The 17761-nt window shown below is 46.3% G+C and carries 16 protein-coding genes; 11 read left to right on the top strand and 5 right to left on the bottom strand.

Annotated features, from left to right (window positions below; all coding sequences use genetic code 11):
• Positions 1–69 precede the first annotated feature (69 nt).
• Complete coding sequence (locus FBY58_RS08325; protein ID WP_141920500.1) at positions 70–1065, bottom strand: NAD(P)H-quinone oxidoreductase; 996 nt, start codon at positions 1063–1065, stop codon at positions 70–72.
• 219 nt (positions 1066–1284) lie between these two features.
• Here FBY58_RS08325 and FBY58_RS08320 point away from each other — a divergent pair, with 219 nt between their 5' ends.
• The 8 genes from FBY58_RS08320 to FBY58_RS08285 all read left to right on the top strand — a co-directional run bounded on the left by FBY58_RS08320 (position 1285) and on the right by FBY58_RS08285 (position 10204).
• Complete coding sequence (locus FBY58_RS08320) at positions 1285–2442, top strand: iron-containing alcohol dehydrogenase (protein WP_141920499.1); 1158 nt, start codon at positions 1285–1287, stop codon at positions 2440–2442.
• 400 nt (positions 2443–2842) lie between these two features.
• Positions 2843–4216 carry an argininosuccinate lyase gene (gene argH, locus FBY58_RS08315; protein ID WP_185738200.1) on the top strand — a complete coding sequence of 458 codons (1374 nt, stop codon included), beginning with the start codon at positions 2843–2845 and terminating at the stop codon, positions 4214–4216.
• Positions 4216–4476 (top strand): hypothetical protein, encoded by a 261-nt coding sequence (locus FBY58_RS08310; protein WP_141920497.1) that lies wholly within the window; start codon positions 4216–4218, stop codon positions 4474–4476. The genes argH and FBY58_RS08310 overlap by 1 nt, the downstream gene beginning before the upstream one ends.
• A 14-nt stretch (positions 4477–4490) precedes the next feature.
• A complete protein-coding gene (lysA, locus tag FBY58_RS08305) occupies positions 4491–5756 on the top strand; it encodes a diaminopimelate decarboxylase (RefSeq protein ID WP_141920496.1) in 1266 nt (421 codons plus the stop codon).
• A 124-nt stretch (positions 5757–5880) separates the two neighbouring features.
• Complete coding sequence (gene galU, locus FBY58_RS08300; RefSeq protein ID WP_141920495.1) at positions 5881–6747, top strand: UTP--glucose-1-phosphate uridylyltransferase GalU; 867 nt, start codon at positions 5881–5883, stop codon at positions 6745–6747.
• Positions 6748–6836: 89 nt separating this feature from the next.
• Positions 6837–7808: a zinc transporter ZntB gene (locus FBY58_RS08295; RefSeq protein ID WP_141920494.1), complete on the top strand. Its 972-nt coding sequence runs from the start codon at positions 6837–6839 to the stop codon at positions 7806–7808.
• Positions 7809–8013: 205 nt separating this feature from the next.
• Positions 8014–9531 (top strand): L,D-transpeptidase family protein, encoded by a 1518-nt coding sequence (locus FBY58_RS08290; protein ID WP_141920493.1) that lies wholly within the window; start codon positions 8014–8016, stop codon positions 9529–9531.
• A gap of 58 nt (positions 9532–9589) precedes the next feature.
• Positions 9590–10204, top strand: coding sequence for a hypothetical protein (locus FBY58_RS08285; protein ID WP_260432163.1), 615 nt, complete (start codon positions 9590–9592; stop codon positions 10202–10204).
• A 116-nt stretch (positions 10205–10320) separates the two neighbouring features.
• On the opposite strand, the gene FBY58_RS08280 is transcribed toward FBY58_RS08285, so the two are convergent.
• Together FBY58_RS08280 and rsmI are read right to left on the bottom strand one after the other, a co-directional pair.
• On the bottom strand, positions 10321–10698 hold the full coding sequence (locus FBY58_RS08280; RefSeq protein WP_141920492.1) for a YraN family protein: 378 nt from the start codon (positions 10696–10698) through the stop codon (positions 10321–10323).
• Positions 10691–11578 (bottom strand): 16S rRNA (cytidine(1402)-2'-O)-methyltransferase, encoded by an 888-nt coding sequence (gene rsmI / locus FBY58_RS08275; protein WP_141920491.1) that lies wholly within the window; start codon positions 11576–11578, stop codon positions 10691–10693. Before rsmI ends, FBY58_RS08280 begins: the two co-directional genes overlap by 8 nt.
• A 93-nt stretch (positions 11579–11671) precedes the next feature.
• On the opposite strand from rsmI, the gene FBY58_RS08270 reads away from it, so the two are divergent.
• Both FBY58_RS08270 and FBY58_RS08265 read left to right on the top strand, forming a co-directional pair.
• Positions 11672–12874: a penicillin-binding protein activator gene (locus FBY58_RS08270; protein ID WP_260432162.1), complete on the top strand. Its 1203-nt coding sequence runs from the start codon at positions 11672–11674 to the stop codon at positions 12872–12874.
• Positions 12875–13134: 260 nt separating this feature from the next.
• Positions 13135–14169, top strand: a complete 1035-nt coding sequence (locus tag FBY58_RS08265; RefSeq protein ID WP_141920489.1) for an outer membrane protein assembly factor BamD — start codon at positions 13135–13137, stop codon at positions 14167–14169.
• 102 nt (positions 14170–14271) lie between these two features.
• On the opposite strand, the gene FBY58_RS08260 is transcribed toward FBY58_RS08265, so the two are convergent.
• Both FBY58_RS08260 and FBY58_RS08255 read right to left on the bottom strand, forming a co-directional pair.
• Positions 14272–14769, bottom strand: coding sequence for a gluconokinase (locus FBY58_RS08260; RefSeq protein WP_141920488.1), 498 nt, complete (start codon positions 14767–14769; stop codon positions 14272–14274).
• Between the two features lie 109 nt (positions 14770–14878).
• Positions 14879–16216 (bottom strand): GntP family permease, encoded by a 1338-nt coding sequence (locus tag FBY58_RS08255; RefSeq protein ID WP_260432161.1) that lies wholly within the window; start codon positions 16214–16216, stop codon positions 14879–14881.
• Positions 16217–16606: 390 nt separating this feature from the next.
• Here FBY58_RS08255 and thyA point away from each other — a divergent pair, with 390 nt between their 5' ends.
• Complete coding sequence (gene thyA / locus FBY58_RS08250) at positions 16607–17497, top strand: thymidylate synthase (protein WP_141920486.1); 891 nt, start codon at positions 16607–16609, stop codon at positions 17495–17497.
• The last annotated feature ends 264 nt before the right edge of the window (positions 17498–17761 follow it).

The raw sequence follows: 17761 nt of genomic DNA, 5'->3' as shown, positions 1-17761 counted from the left end.
ACCGGTCTGTCTGGGATGTCTTAAATCGTGAAACACTTAATTGGCCTTCCTGAAAATGATCAGGAGCGGCTATTCCATCGTCAAAACAATCTTTCCACAATGGGCGCGGCTTTCCATTCGTCTATGGGCATCTTGTACCTGTTGCAACGGATAGACGCTATCAATCAGGGGGCGGCATAACCCTTTTTCCAAAAGCGGCCAGATCTTTGTTTTTAAAGCTTGGGCAATCTCGGCTTTCTCTTCCAAACTTCTTGCGCGCATAGTTGAGCCGCTTACCGTTGCTCGTTTGAATAACAGGGGCAAAAGATCGAATTTATCGGCAATGCGTCCTCCCATGGCACCGATAATGATCAGCCTTCCACCAAAGGCCAAAGCTTTCATATTCCGTGAAAAATAAGGGCCACCGATAATATCAAGGATGATATCAACGCCTTTCCCTTCGGTCTCTTCTTTTACCACCTCCAGAAAATCCTGATCATTATAATTGATGGCTTTTGCACCCAGCTTTTCGACAGCAGCCGCTTTTTCTGGACTCCCAACAGTCGTAAAAACTTTCAAACCAAAAGCCTGTGCCAATAAAATAGCGGTGCTTCCAATGCCGCTGCTGCCGCCATGCACCAACAGGCTTTCCCCCAATTTCGCCTGACCAATATCAAACAGATTAGCCCATACCGTAAAATAGGTTTCTGGTATGGCAGCTGCCTCGATCATCGACAGATTTTCAGGGATGGGAAGGGCTTGTTGTGCTGGAATAACGCCATATTCTGCATAGCCGCCACCGTTTGTCAGGCCGCATACTCTATCACCAGCTTTAAATCCGATCACATCGCGACCGACTGAAACAACGATCCCTGCAATTTCAAGGCCGGGTATCGGGGATGCCTCTGGTGGCAATGGATATTGTCCCATGCGTTGGATAATATCTGGCCGATTGATGCCTGCTGCCGCAATTTTAACTAATATCTCACCTGATTTCGGGGCAGGGATCGCGGCCTCGTGGAGGGCTAACACATCGGCAGCACCCGCTTCTTTGATAATGACTTCTTTCATCGTCTTTTCTGTCATTCTCATATTCTCCTGCGCATCCGATAAAATCGTTAAAGACAGTGTTCTCTGATAAGGCTATCCCAATAAAATTGGCGTATTGGGTTATCTCACAACAGGCAGGCCATCTTTTTTCTTTCATAAAGATAGGACATCTCTTGTCCGGTCAAAGGTTGATTGCCAAATAACGGAAATAATCGCTGATAATTCCTACGACGCATAATAAGGCGGAAGAGACTGATGCTGAATTTTGATTATTATAATCCGACCCATATTGTTTTCGGTGAAGGCCGTATTGCACAGCTTGATACGCTCTTGTCGAAAGATGCCCGTGTTCTTGTTCTTTATGGTGGCTCCAGCGCGCAAAAGACGGGCACCTTGGATGAAGTCAGAAAAGCGCTTGGTAACCGAACCTATTTTGAATTCGGCGGCATCGAACCCAATCCCAGCTACGAAACCTTGATGAAGGCTGTCGAGCAGGTAAAACAGGAAAAGGTTGATTTCCTGTTAGCTGTCGGTGGTGGCTCGGTCATTGACGGGACGAAGTTCGTCGCAGCCGCCGTGCCTTATGAAGGTGATCCGTGGGAAATTTTAGAAACCGACGGTAAAAAGATCAAAGAAGCCTTGCCGGTCGGAACTGTCCTTACTTTACCGGCGACAGGTTCTGAAATGAACAGGAACAGCGTCGTTACCCGCAAATCGATCAAATCGAAACGGGGCTTCCATAATGACCATGTCTTTCCGGTCTTTTCAATTCTTGACCCAACAAAGGTTTACACTTTGCCTCCGCGCCAATTGGCCAATGGGGTGGTTGACTCCTTTATCCATATCACTGAACAATATCTGACCTATCCGGTGAACGGTCTGGTTCAGGATGAATTTGCAGAAGGCTTGCTTCGCACTTTAATCAAAATAGGCCCCAAATTACTTAAAGACCCCCAAAATTATGATCTCGCCTCTAATTTTATGTGGACAGCGACTCTGGCTTTGAACGGTCTTATCGGTGCCGGTGTGCCGCAGGATTGGGCTACCCATATGATTGGCCATGAATTAACGGCGGCTTTTGGTATTGACCATGGTCGTACCTTGGCAATTATCTTGCCAGCGCTGTTGCAAAATCAACGACCCGTCAAAAAAGATAAGCTGCTTCAATATGCCAAAAATGTCTGGCATATCGATCAAGGTTCTGATGATGAGCGTATTGATGCCGCCATCGAAAAAACCCGCAATTTCTTTGAAGAATTAGGGATTCCTACCCATTTAAAAGATTATGATGTGGGTAAAGATTCTATCGATATGCTGATTAAGGAATTGGAAGCCCATGGCATGACCCAGCTAGGCGAACACAAGGCCATCACGCCAGAGGTCAGCCGTGCTATTTTGCTTGCCAGCCTGTAAACACCTAATCAGCTAAACCAAGAATTGAAAAAACGGTGTGTCGGATATTCTGATGCACCGTTTTTCTATATCTTCTTGATTGGGCTGCCGCTCAAATAAAGGCGTGATGGATGCAACCATCACTTCATTTCTTGAATCTGCCTTCTATAAAAGGCGCATCTGAAAAGATTATATTATTCAGATATTTTTCTCTGCCATAATGATATTATAATTTTCTGGATACTATCCAGACAGAGCCGGATTATCGCTTAAAATCAGTTGTGTTTTGCATTATGGCCATGGATATAGGCGATTATATTACTGAATAATTATGGCTGTTTTACCTTCATCACGGTAAATTCAGGATAATGACCCAGTCGGGAGACAGATGATTACTGAGCGTCAGACAGATTCGAATGCGATGTGGGGTGGCCGTTTTTCCGAAGGGCCAACAGCGATCATGCGGGAAATCAATGCATCCATCCCGTTTGATAAGAGATTATGGCAGCAGGATATTGCCGGTTCCAAGGCACATCTGAAAATGTTGGTCTCCCGTAACATTGTCACGGCTGAAGATGGCCAAAAAATTCTTGAAGGCCTTAACCAGATTGCTGCCGAATATGCTGAAAAAGGTGTGCCGGAAGATTGGTCTCTTGAAGATATCCATATGGTTACGGAAAAACGCCTCGCTGATCTAATCGGCGCGGCGGCTGGTCGTTTACATACGGCGCGCTCTCGTAATGATCAGGTCGCTACCGATTTCAAATTATGGGTTCGTGATGCCATTGATATGGTAGATAAAGGGCTTACCGCGCTCCAAATGGCTTTGGTCAATCGGGCGGAAGAACATGCCGCAACTGTCATGCCGGGCTTTACCCATTTACAGATCGCCCAACCGATCACGCTGGGGCATCATCTCATGGCCTATTACGAGATGATTACCCGCGATCGTTCGCGTTTTTACGACGCCCGTAAACGGTTAAACCAATGCCCCTTGGGCGCGGCTGCTTTGGCGGGTACCGGTTTTGGTATTGATCGTCATCAAACAGCTGAAGCGCTGGGCTTTGATGCACCTACCGCTAATTCGTTGGATTCCGTCTCAGACCGCGATTTTGCTTTAGATTATCTGATGTCGGCGACCCAAACGGCGATCCATTTATCTCGTTTGGCAGAAGAAATTATTATCTGGGCAAGCCAGCCTTACGGTTTTGTTTCTTTGCCTGATGCCTATTCCACCGGTTCATCCATCATGCCGCAAAAGCGTAATCCTGATGCGGCTGAATTGGTGCGCGGACATAGCGGACGCATTGCCGGTTGTATGAATGCCTTGGTCATGACGATGAAGGGCTTACCACTTGCTTATTCAAAAGATATGCAAGACGATAAACCGCCCGTTTTTGAAGCACATGATCTTCTGTCTTTAGCCCTTGCCGCTATGACGGGTATGATTGAAACGCTTACTTTTATTCCTGAAAAGATGAGAAAAACCGCCGAAGCTGGTTTCTCAACTGCCACTGATTTGGCCGATTGGCTGGTTCGTCAGGCAGGTATTCCCTTCCGCGAGGCTCATCATATTACGGGTTCAGCTGTGCGTTTGGCAGAAACCCAGGGTGTCGCTTTGGATGCGCTATCTATTGATGATCTGAATGCCATTGATCCTCGTATCAATGAATCTGTGAAGGCTGTGCTTTCGGTTGATGCTTCCGTTGCCTCTCGTCGCAGCTATGGCGGAACTGCCCCCGATCAGGTTCGTCTTCGCATCAAAGATGCCAAACAGGCCTTAGGGTTACATTGATGCGTGCCTTCTTCCGCTTTTCGGTTTTCTCGCTGGGATTGATGCCAGCGGCTTTGATGCTGGGTGGCTGTGGTCAGCGTGGTACGCTTTCCATGCCGCCCGGTCATTCTCCCCCTGTGAAACCGGAAACCGCGCGCGTAATGCCCGATCGACAGGATTTGATGAACCCGCCCAGTCAGGCGCGACCGGGACGTACACAAGACATTCTGTTACATTCGACCGTTCGGACAGAAGACTATTTCGATCTTCCGCCCCGTTAGAAAAGTTATAAGCAATGATCCCTTTTTCGATGAAAAACGGCACCCTTTGTGTCGAAGATATTCCGCTTCCTGAAATTGCCGCTCGATATGGGACGCCTTGCTATGTGTATTCACATGCTTATCTGACCGAGCGCGCGCGCCGTTTCACCAACGCTTTGGATGGTGCAGGAAAAGGCAAAGCGCTGATTGCTTTTGCTGTAAAAGCCAATCCATCCCAAGCGATCTTGGCAAGTTTTGCTGCCGAAGGTTTGGGCGCTGATGTCGTTTCTGCCGGAGAAATCCAGCGTGCCGTTACTGCGGGTATTCCGCCCGAACGGATTGTTTTCTCTGGCGTTGGAAAAACCGCCGAAGAAATGGAATACGCGCTGAAAATCGGTATTGGGCAATTCAATATAGAATCCGTTCCCGAAATCGAAATGTTAGCAGAGGTCGCAGCTTCCTTGGGCAAAGTTGCACCGGTTGCCTTGCGGATTAATCCCGATGTCGATGCGCATACGCATGCTAAAATCGCCACGGGGAAGGCCGATACAAAATTCGGAATCGCTGCCGAACAAGCCTTATCAGCTTATGAAAAAGTAGCCTGCTACCCGTCTTTAAAAATACAAGGAATCGCTAGCCATATCGGTAGCCAAATTACCGATCTTGCGCCTTTTGAAGCGGCAGCACAGCGTATTCACGAAATCATTGTGGCTTTGGAAAAAGCTGGTCATCCCATCGAAACGGCGGATCTTGGCGGTGGTTTAGGGGTTCGGTATAAGGACGATCAACCCGAACCGCCCAGCATTGAAGCTTATGGCGAAATGATCAAGCGCGTGACCAAAGGCTGGAATTGTCGCCTGATTTTTGAACCGGGGCGGTCACTCATTGCGAATGCTGGTCTTCTGTTATCAAAGGTTATCCGTGTCAAAGAAAGCAAGACTGCCCGTTTTGTTATCCTTGATGCGGCGATGAATGATCTGGTTCGCCCAACGCTTTATGATGCCTATCATGAGATAAAAGCGGTCACGCCTGCCGTTGACTATTATCATGCTGATATTGTTGGACCTGTTTGCGAAACGGGAGACATCTTTGCCCGCAACCGCCATATCCCAACTGTAAAGGCGGATGACCTTATGGCGCTCATGTCTGCGGGTGCCTATGGGGCAACCATGGCCAGCGTTTATAATTCTCGTCCTCTGGTTGCAGAAGTGATGGTCTCTGGCGATAAATCTTCTCTGATCCGGAAAAGACAATCTGTCGAAGATTTGATGCGGGATGAACAAAAACCGGAATGGTTGTAGGCTATCAGCTTATATTCATTCGAAACTTTTATGATTAGTCTTGCGTTCTTCAAAAGAGTCCGCCTACAAAATAGCGGACTATCTTTTTTGAATTGTCTAATTCTAACAGCAGAAAAGTTTTTTTATGAAACCTGTCCGTAAAGCAATTTTCCCTGTTGCAGGCCAAGGCACTCGATTCCTTCCTGCGACCAAGGCGATGCCCAAGGAAATGTTGCCGGTCGTTGACCGACCTTTGATACAATATGCTGTTGATGAGGCACGGGCAGCCGGTATTGAAGAACTGATCTTTGTCACGGGGCGCGGTAAGCAGGCCATCGAAGATTATTTCGATATCGCTTATGAGTTAGAATCTTCTCTTGTTTCCAAAGGCAAAACAGCCATGCTGGAATTGCTGGAAGGGACGCGGGTCGCTCCGGGGCGCGCCTGCTTTATCCGCCAGCAAGAGCCTCTTGGCTTGGGGCATGCTGTCTGGTGTGCTCGTGATCTCATCGGTGACGAACCTTTTGCGGTTCTCTTGCCCGATGAATTGCTCTGGAATCCGGAAAAACCTAGCTTAGCGCAGTTGGTCGATACCTATAATGAAAAAGGTGGCAATGTCGTCACGGTGATGGAAGTTCCCGAAGAACACACCCATCGTTACGGTATTATTGATCCAGGCAAGACGGATGGCGATGTCACGGAAGTCAAGGGATTGGTTGAAAAACCAGAAAAAGCGCCGTCGCGTTTAGCTATGACGGGACGTTATATTCTTCAGCCCGAAATTATGGACTTATTGGCACAGGATAATCGCGGTGTCGGTGGCGAAATCCAGTTAACGGATTCCATGGCACAGCTTATCGGAAAGCAACCTTTCCATGCTTGTCGCTTCGGCGGCATCCGGCATGATTGCGGTGATAAAGCCGGATTTATTCAGGCCAATGTTGCTTTAGCCTTGGAAAGGCCCGATATAGGCCCTGCGGTCAGAGAATATCTGCATCGTCAAAATTTTTAATCTAACGGATTAAGCCTTCTTTTCTTGATACATGATGGCCTCGCCACAGAGGTTGGCAAAGAAGGCTGATCTTTGTCACGGGGCGCATCATGGAAATCAAAGCTTATCTTTTAAAAAAAGACGGAACCGTCGATATTATCAATATCGATAAGCTTTCTACCTTTCTCCCCTATGACAGCAGTGACAGCTTTATCTGGATTCGCCTGCAAGACAGTCCAGATAAAGTCGCTGAATGGCTCAGAAGTCATACTAAGATTATAGAGCCGACTATCTCGGCTTTAAGTGCGGTTGAAACGCGCCCACGTTTCCAAATTATCGATACCGGCGCCTTAATTAACCTTCGTGGTCTTGGCATTACACCAAAGGATGATCCTGACGGATTGATCTCAATCCGTTTATGGGTCGAACATTCCGTTGTTATTTCGGTCTGCTTTGATGAGCTGGCGGCTAATAACTCTATTGTCGATGCTATGGACAGCGGGGCAATTCATGATCCGGGCGATCTTATTGCCTTAATCGCTGAAAAAGTATCCGATACACTTGATCCCGTGGTGGCGGCCTTGGGGGATCGTGTCGATAGCTGCGAAGCCCGCCTTAGTTCAGACGATGCTTGGGAAATGCGGCGCATCATTGCGTCTGTCCGTTCGCAAGCGATCAGCTATCGTCGTTTTGCTACGCCACAACGTCAAGCGCTTGAAACGATGGCTAATTCTCATTTGCCGTGGCTCGCTGATGATGACCGTATTCATTTACATAGTGCCGCTGACTGTTTCGCCCGTATGGCAGAAGAACTCGAAGCTATTCGGGAACGGGCAGCGTTATTACATGAACAATTAACTGATCTTCGCTCTGAACAAATAGATACGCGTGGCTTATTACTTTCTATTGTGGCTTTAATATTTTTACCTTTGACCTTTTTAACCGGCTTACTCGGTATGAATGTCTCGGGCATTCCCTATGCCAATGCCCCTTGGGCATTTAACGGTGTCATCGCGATTTGTATTCTAATAGCCGTTGTTATTACGCTTTATTTTGCCCAAAAGCAGTGGTTTCGTCGTTAAAGCCACAGAAGCGAAGATAAAATAGGGCGGCGTTTATTTCTATTGGCTATTCTCTAGACAGAAGATTATTTACTTAATAAAGAAAATTAACCGAGTATTGAATGCAAAATCGATGGATAAATCATTGATTTTTCGTTTTTTTTAAATGCACTATTTTAATGATCGTGGAAGCGTTGTGCTGACATCAAATAGGGGACCAAAGCAGGTGAAGCACAAATGTTTATATCAATCTTTTCTGTTTCCAGCCTGCCTCTTGTCAGCCATACCTGCTTTTGCGCAAGGTAATACGACTGAAGGTCAAGTAACCCTTCAGTCGAATACGACCGCAACAGGTAATGGGCAGACGGCCACGGCGCATAATGCGGCCCAGCCATCCCGTCGTGAAAGTCTGAATTTAACCGAAAAACAGACGGCTTTTCTCAATCATCTGCTCGATAGGGCAGGGGATGATGGTCTGATTGGTGAGAAAAAAGATGCTGGCGCGCATCATCTCAGCGGGGATAGCTTAATCGCGGCTAGCCTTGATTACGCTCGTGCTATTCATAGTGGGCGGCTTTCTTCCAATGATTTCGATAAAAACTGGGGTATGAAACCAGATTTTTATGATCCATGGCCGGATTTTAAAAATGCTATCAATAATAACAGCTTGGGCGAATGGGCCGCTAATTTAGCACCGCCTTATTCTGGTTATGCAGGTCTAAAAAACGGCTTGATTTACTATCGTTTAATCGCTGAAAAAGGTGGCTGGCCGATTATTCCAGTTGGGGCAGATTTAACTGTTGGTAGTGAAGGTGTGCGGGTAAAAACGCTTCGCAAGCGCCTCGCTATCGAAGATAAAGAGCTAGAGGATACGGGTTCATCCCATTTCGATGCCAGTTTGAAAGCGGCCGTTCGGCGGGCGCAACAACGTTACGGATTAAACCCAAGCGGCGTTGTCTCTGGACAAACGGTTGAAGCCTTGAACCAATCCGTTAAATTCCGAATTCATCAGATTATGGCGAATATGGAACGTTGGCGCTGGCTTCCCCGCAACTTGCCGGAAAATCGGATTCAGGTGAATGTCGCGGCTGCGGTTTTGACCCTGTTTGAAAAAAATCAGCCTGTCATGTCGATGAAAAGTGTGACAGGTCGGCCAGGTAATGAAACGCCGATGCTGCGTTCAACCATCTACAGCTTGGTTATTAATCCACCTTGGAATGTGCCTGATTCCATTGCGAAAAAAGAATTATGGCCAAAAGAAAAAGCCCATCCGGGTTATCTTCAGTCGGCTGGCTTTAAAATTATCGGGGAAAATGGGCAGGGCCAACGGTTACAACAAAAACCAGGCCCCAGAAATTCTCTTGGTCAGTTGAAATTCGATTTTGCGAATAACTATTCTGTTTATCTCCATGATACGCCAGGCCGCGGCGCATTTAGCCGCTTTAGCCGTCTTGAAAGTCATGGTTGTATCCGCCTTGAACATCCTGTTGCCCTAGGGGAACGACTGCTTTCAGCCGATCCTGCATGGACAGGCGATCGATTGCGCAGTGAAATTGACAAAAACGAAACCGAGCGCGTTCGGTTAAAACAACCTGTTGCGGTCTTCCTGTTCTACTGGACAGCCTTCGGTAACGGTGAAAATGCGCTCAGCTTCAGAAATGATCCTTATAAATGGGACGAGTTACTGGCGCAAAAAATCGAAACGATCGCGCAATCTGTTCAGGGACAATCCAACAATAATTGATTATGGCACAGCAAAATTCTTGTTATTTTTTATATAGGGGCGTTCTCCAGCTATGAATATGCACAGGTTAATAGCGATGGCCTTAGCCGCAGGGGTCGTTGTTACCGGTTGTTCTGATCATCATAAAAAAGCTGATCAAAATCAGGCTGATCATAAAACCCCGTTAACTCCGAAAGAAATGGAGCAGACGGAACCGTTAACCAACACGGTTCCACCGGGGCCAGAAATCGGGCCTTTAAGCAGCGCACCCGCTCCTGAAAAGCCTATCAGTATGCCGGATGATGGTACCAAGGCGATGACCAAACAATTGCCGAAAGACAAGGTCATTGATAAAGGCACTGCCGATCTATCTAAACAAGGTTACGGCAAAACATCTAAAGATAGCCAGATTATGTCTGATGCCATGGCAACGGGCATGACGACACCGATGACGGCACATATTAAAGATGGCGACCGTCCTTCTGATCCATCTATCAACGAACAATATGATAACCAGTATCATAAAGCTGTAAAAGAACTCTCGCCGAGCAATGTGCTCGAACCAGAGAATAAAGAAAAAAAAGAAGCTGAAGAGAAAGAAAACGAGAAAAATCAGCTTGAAAAGCAAAATGCTGAAATGAAAAAAAGTGCGGCTATTGCAGATTCTATTGCCCGTGGCTCACGAGGCAAATAGCCTTTAATCGCTTTCTATTTTTATAATCTAGCCTGACGGGTTTTTCTGCGTCAGGCTATTTTTTTAAATTTTTTATGTGAAAAATCACAAAATAAATGTCTGTATTTTGTTTATAGTCAATTTTCATGCCAAACATTTCGAAGATGACGTGGCCAATGCCATGGCTGCCACAAGATAACATCTATTGTCACATCGTCTTCAGGCTGCATGAAGCGAGGCGCTAGATAACGGGCTGCGGCAGCAACCCGTTTTAGGCGCGCATAATCAATCGCTCGATCCAGTTCTTCTTTCGATCTCCGTGTTTTTACCTCTATAAAATTTAGGCATTTACCCCGTCTGGCAATAATATCGACTTCACCTAATCGGGTTTTAACACGTCGACCATGCTCAACAATATGCCATCCATGCAACCTTAACCACCAGACCGCTATTACCTCGCCTAGCCGACCTAGCTTTTCTGCCTTTTTTCTTTTTAAATATCGGCTCTTATTCATCAGCCGAAGATTGCTGGCGTAGATGCATCGCCTGATCATACAAATCTTGGCGTGATAATCCGGTCTGTTTGGCAACCAAAGCCGCCGCTTTCCCGACAGGATGGTCTACCAGCGCCGCCTGAAGCAGAGAGATGACCTCATCTTGCCCTATTTCGGCTTTCTTATCGGCGGGTGACACCAGAATAACCAATTCGCCCTTGGGGGGCTTTTGCTCATAATGGGTAATTAATTCCGAAAGCGGTGCCGTCTGACATTCTTCAAATTTTTTGGTGATTTCGCGGACAACGGCCGCTTCACGATTACCTAAAATTTCTTGCAAACTGGTCAATACCGATACCAGCCTTGGACTGGTTTCGTAAAAAATCAATGTGGCTGAAATAGCCGCTATTTCCGTCAGTGCTTTTTTTCGGGCATTTTCTTTCGGTGGCAAAAAGCCGACAAACAGAAAACGATCCGAGGGAAGGCCGGACAGAGTCAGCGCTGCAACGGCTGCACAAGCCCCTGGAATGGTGGTGACATAAGCGCCCGCTTGGCGCGCATCACGAACCAGTTTAAATCCGGGGTCAGAAATCAATGGGGTGCCCGCATCCGATACTAAAGCAATCGCTTCATGGTTCAGGCGGGGTAAAAGTTGTGGTCTTAAATAATCCGCATTATGGTCGTGATAGGCGATCATCGGTCGCTTAATACCCATATGCTGTAATAATTTGGCAGTTACCCGACTATCTTCTACAGCAATAAGGTCTGCTCTTTTCAAAATGTCAGCAGCTCTTAAAGATAAATCAGAAAGATTGCCGATCGGGGTCGCAACGATATACAAACCGGGCTGTAATTTGTCGGGTTGGATATCTTGGGCGTTATCTTGAACAGGTAAAGTCATAGTCTCTTGTCATGGCAGAGGAGAGGCCCCCACCGCAATGTATAAAAGAATGAGGTCAATATGAATGTTTTTCGCTACCGGCTTAAAAAAAATATGCTTTTTTTATCCGGTTTGTTGTTAACCGCCACGTTAACGGCCTGCGGTGGTTCTTCCGGATCTCATCCTAAAACAGCCTCTTCCAATACACCCACTTCTTCATCCATAGAAAAACAGTCTGACCGAGACCAGACTGCGGATAATTCTTCTTTTTCTAATAACTCGGAATCACCTAACGCGCCCCGTGCACAGGCTGTGCATTCTGTCGCGGTCATTGTCCCTTTATCGGGTTCTTTTGCTAATATTGGCCAATCTATCGCGAACAGCGCTCAAATGGCTGTGTCTGATATTGCCGACCGTCATACAGGCATCAAAATCACTTATTACGATAGTGCCAAGGGTGCCGTCGCTGCCGTTAACAAGGCGATTGCTGACGGGAATAAACTCATTCTAGGGCCCGTTCTTTCCGGTGATATTCGCGCAATGGCACCGATTGCCCGTAATGCGCATATCCCGATGATTACCTTCTCCAATGACAGCACAATTGCCGGAAATGGCGTTTATACGATGAGCTTTACCGTTGGGCCCGGTGTTCAACGTGTCGTTAAATACGCCTTGGATCACAAATTATCTCGCTTTGCAGCGCTGCTCCCGAATGGCGTTTATGGACGGAAAGCCTCGGCTTCCTTGCTCCGCACTGTTGCCGCGAGCGGTGGTAGCGTAGCCGCGATGGCTAATTACAATCGCACACCTCAAGAAATTAGCGATGCTGTTACCAAACTGGGGCAGGATTATGATGCCGTTTTGATTGCCGATTCTTCTCGGATCGCGCGAATGGTAGCACCCTTATTGCCCAAGAAAGACGGCGTGAAACCCCAGATATTGGGGAATGAATTATGGTCAAATGACAATACGCTGAAAAATGTTCCAGCTCTTTATGATGCTTGGTTCGCCTCTGTCCCTGACAGTATGTTTCGTCAGTTATCTGTAAAATATAAAGCCCGTTACGGGGTTAATCCTCCTCGTTTGGCTAGCCTCGGATATGATGCGGTATTATTAGCCGCTCGCATTTCACCCAACTGGCCGTCTGATGGTGATTTCCCTGAAAAGAAGCTGTTTGCTCCCAATGGATTTATGGGCATCGACGGCGCTTTCCGCTTTAATAATCAGGGCGTTTCCGAACATGCTCTAGCCATACAAAAGGTTTCTGCTGACGGTATTAACGTGATTGATCCCGCCCCATCGGGGTTTAGTAAATAACCTGAAAATATAATTTTTTGAGACCAAGATACCGGATATTTTTGTTCTACCAGAGAATATCCGGTCTTGAGTTGTTGTTTTCTAATCCGATAGCCATGCTAAAAATTTTAATTCTATAATTATTTTTCATGGAAACGGCTATTTTAGCATTTTAATATGTGTCCGTTTCAAGCTCAAAAGCGCTCTTTTTCTGTTAAAATACCGTCTGTGAATGAAAGAGTCCCGTTTCCTTAAACGAAAAAATATTATAGAGGCAGAATATGGCCTCAAAATTTTCTCGTTCCTTGGTAATAGCTTTGACCGCTATTGCGATTTTGCCCATGGCTGGCTGTGCTGGTCGGGGTAAAAAAAAGACCGATACCCGTTATGTCGCACGGGATGTGGATACGCTTTATAATGCCGCCAAACAAAGTCTGGATAACAGCCAATACAAGGCTGCTGCGGCTTTTTTTGACGAAGTAGAGCGCCAGCATCCTTATTCGATCTGGGCGCGGCGTGCCCAGTTGATGAGTGCGTTTTGTAATTATCGGGACCATAATTATTCGGCATCCATTGCCTCGGCACAGCGCTTTTTATCTATCCATACAGGTAACAAAGATGCGCCTTATGCGATGTATCTGATCATGATGGATAATTATGAACAGATTCAGGATGTTAACCACGATCAGCATACGACCCAGCTAGCCCTTGATTCCATGAATGATCTTATCCGGCGTTATCCGGATAGTGCCTATGCCGCTGATGCCCGATTAAAAATGGATTTGGTTCATGACCATTTGGGCGGAAAAGAAATGGCGATTGGCCGTTTTTATGAACAAAGCCATCTCTGGCTGGCTGCCACTCTGCGATTTCGGCGCGTCATTGATGAATACCAAACGACGACTTACGTGCCTGAGGCCTTGGAACGTTTGACGGAATCCTATCTGGCACTTGGTTTACGTGTCGAAGCCCGTAATGCCGCGGCTGTTTTGGGTGCCAACTTCCCCGGTTCAAAATGGTATAGCCGTGCCTACCACCTCATCAAAGAGCATTATCCACAAGCCTTTACGCAGGTGCATTTACAGAATCCTGAAAATGATACGGTTGATGCGGCCATAAACACCACGGATGATTCCCATCCCAAGGTTCCGGCTGCTGCGACTTCACAGGATGACAAGCTAACCGTTCCATCAGATGATGTCGGAAGCCATGAAGATCCTCCAGAACAGGCAAATAAGCCCGTTAATTCCGCACCGTTGCCATCAGCACCATCCGCCGAGGATTCCTCAAAAAACGGCACTGCTTCTGGTAATTAATAGCGGTTTTTGCGATAACAAAAATTCGGTTAAAATTTTGGAACGTCTATAAAAAAAGCCGCCTTTACAGGCGGCTTTTTTTGAAAGCTTGGACTGAAAAAGTTATTTCCAGTTCGGCAATTCTTTTTTGACGATTTCGACAATCGCGTCTGGATCGTTGCGGATATCAACCGAAAAAGCACCTTCATCAGCCGTCGGTTCTTCAAGCGTTTCAAACTGGCTGTGCAGCAGTTTCGGATTGAAGAAATGGCTGGAACGATGTGCCAAACGATCAGCAATCAACTGTTCGCTACCCTGCAGGTAGACAAAGTGAACATCATGCTTGTCATTTAACAGGTCACGATAGACTTTTTTCAAAGCAGAGCAGGCAAAGACAACATCATGTCCGGCTGCTTTTTCTTTGTCCATATAGTCGCGGATAGCGCGCAACCATGGCCAACGGTCTTCATCAGTCAGGGGGATACCCTGCGACATTTTATCTTTATTAGCCTGTGGATGAAAATCGTCAGCATCTTGGAAATCGCAATGGAGATGCTTGGCAAGATCGGCACCGACGGTGCTTTTACCACAACCTGAAACGCCCATAACAACGATAATCATGACGCATTCCTTTTTACTAGTCTAACAGAAGTTCTGTTCTTTTTCCGAGCATAAAAGGTCTTTTTTACGGAAGAAAGGCCTTGTTTGAAAAAGCCTTCCTTCCCCAAAATTAAAGACCCAGTAACTGAAGCCCGAAGGTAAGGATCAGAGCAGCGATTGAAGCGATGGTGACAGAAACCGTCCAAGTTTTGAAGGTCTGGCTGACCGTCATATTGAGGTATTCTTTTAACAGCCAGAAAGCACCATCATTCACATGGGAAAGAATGGACGAACCTGCACCGATCGAAAGAACCAGCAATTCAGGGCTATGGAAGCTCGGGGTGCTGAAAATGATAGGCGCTAACATACCGCCGGACATCGACATGGCAACGGTCTGTGAGCCGGTTGCAACGCGGATAACCGCCGCAATGATAAAGCCCAACATGATCGGGGACAGATGCATAACATGGGAGAGATCGGCCATGGCGTTACTGACACCGGCACGATAAAGGATTTCACTGAATCCGCCACCGGCACCGATCAACAACAAAATACCAGCCGTTGGGCCAAGGCAGTCATTGGTGAATTTGAGCATGTCAGCACTGCTGAAACCACGCCAAAAGCCCAAGGTAACCATGCTGACCAGCAAAGCAATAAGCAGGGATACAACGGGATCACCCATGAAGTTCATGAAAGCACGAACGTTGTTACCATGGGGCAGGAAAATATTGGCGCCGCTGGAAAAAACCATCAGCAACACAGGCAGCAAGATCGAGAAGATCGTCAGCCAGAAACCCGGCAGGTTTTTGTCCTGATCGCTGTTGCCTTCAAGGCTTTCTGCAAATGGGTTGTGGGCAGGCAAATGAATACGAGGCGTAATCCAGTTACCATAGATAGGACCGGCGAGAATAGCCGCAGGGAAACCGACGATGAAACCATAAAGAATGGTCTTACCAACGTCAGCATGCAGCATTTCAACGCACTGCATTGAACCGGGATGCGGAGGCAGCAGACCGTGAACGGTAGCCAGACCAGCACAAAGCGGGATCGTCAGTTTAACAAGAGAAATTCCGCTGGCGCGTCCCAAGGTGAACACGAGAGGAATCAACAGGATAAAACCGACCTGATAGAAAATCGGAATACCCACGATAAAGGCGATGACGAGCATAGCCCAGTGGATAAGTTTGGGGCCAAAGATATCGATGGTCGTCTTAGCGATACGTTCAGCACCACCAGACTCGGCCAATATCTTACCCAGCATGGTGCCGAGTGCGATAACGCTCGCCGTCGATCCGATACCGGAACCGAGACCATCCTGAAAAGCCGACAAAACTTTGGTTAAAGGCATGCCAGTGACGGCGCCCATACCAACGGAAACTAAAATAAGAGAGACAAAAGGGTTTAGACGCCACTTTGCAATCATCAAGATCAGAATGATGATGGACGCCAATGCATATAAAAGGAGCATTGTTCCATTAGAGTGCATGGTTACTCATCCGTTCTTTTTTTTGGCCAGACCTTTTAAAGACCTGACGCAAGATGCAGAAATTCCATCTATGGGAAAGCCAGCATTCAGTCTATTTTGCAAGAAAATAATGAAATTTTTTAAAATTAATAATGATTTTTAACTGTCTCTTAAGTATCAATTTTCAATATTCTGTATTTAAAATTAAATTTATTTACTTCTTATGTAAAAATTTTTACATTAAAATAATTTTTAATAAAAAAACATGAGGGGGTTTAATTTAATTTAACAATATATCTAAAATGTATATTTGTTTTTATTTTGTCTATGCTAAGTAATTATAAAAAAATATCACTTATGTAATATTTTCTTTAAAGAAGAGGAAAATACAACTTGCCCGAGCATCAATATCTTCGCCTCGTCTCGGATATTCTGGAAAAAGGCGATCAGCGTAATGATCGCACCGGAGTCGGAACACTGTCTCTATTTGGCGCCATGATGCGGTTTGATCTTTCCAACGGACAGATCCCGATTCTGACAACTAAAAAATTATCTTACCGTTTAGCTATTCGTGAAATGCTGTGGTTTTTATCTGGTGACACCAATATTAAACCTCTGGTCGAACAAGGCGTGTCTATTTGGACTGACTGGCCATTGGCTCATTATCAGGCAGAAACAGGCGAAAAGCTTACCAAAAAAGAATTTGAAGCTCGTATCCTTGATAACGATGATTTCGCGCGCCGTTGGGGCGATCTCGGGCCTGTTTACGGCCGCCAATGGCGGCGGTGGCAAGGTAGCGACGGGCAAGTTTATGATCAGATAGCCACTTTGATCGAAACCCTGAAAACCAATCCATCCAGTCGTCGCATGTTATTTCATGGCTGGAATGTTGCCGAATTAAAAGACATGGCCTTGCCGCCTTGTCATATGGTTTATCAATATCACGTTACCTCTGATGGCCGCTTGAACAGTCTTCTTTACCAAAGAAGCGCTGACGTCTTTTTGGGGCTGCCTTTTAATCTGGTAGGTGCTGCCGCCTTACAGGCCATGCTTGCCGATCAGGCTGGCCTTGCTCTCGGAGATCTCGTTTGGACAGGCGGGGACGTCCACATTTACCGCAACCATATTGAGCAGATGAAAGAACAGCTTAGCCGCACACCACGAGGCTTTCCGACATTACAGTTAAAAAGCCATCCCGACAGTATTACCGGTTACACAATCGACGATTTTGCTGTCACTGGATACGATCCTTACCCGCCAATCAAAGGCGCTGTGGCGGTCTGATTATACAGTATTTTTAAAAAATTTCGAAAAGGGGAACCATTATCTTTCGGGCTCGTTGATTAGATAACCGATGTAGAAATAATCAACATGTTATTCCGGTTAAGGAATAATGAAGTTCGGTTTTGAAAACTAATTTACCTGCATATTGCGACTAATTTCTCTTTTTAAGGGAGTATTTTAGCTGTTTTTTTAATGATGCAGATCATTTTCCACAAAAATTAGATGATAATTAGGCGATATTTCTTTTTATTAAAAAGAAATACT

Origin of the sequence: Zymomonas mobilis (assembly GCF_006715975.1) — a bacterium.
GTDB classification, from domain to species: Bacteria; Pseudomonadota; Alphaproteobacteria; order Sphingomonadales; family Sphingomonadaceae; genus Zymomonas; species Zymomonas mobilis_B.
The sequence above is the reverse complement of the archived record's forward strand: the minus strand, read 5'-3'. Positions and strand labels throughout refer to the sequence as shown.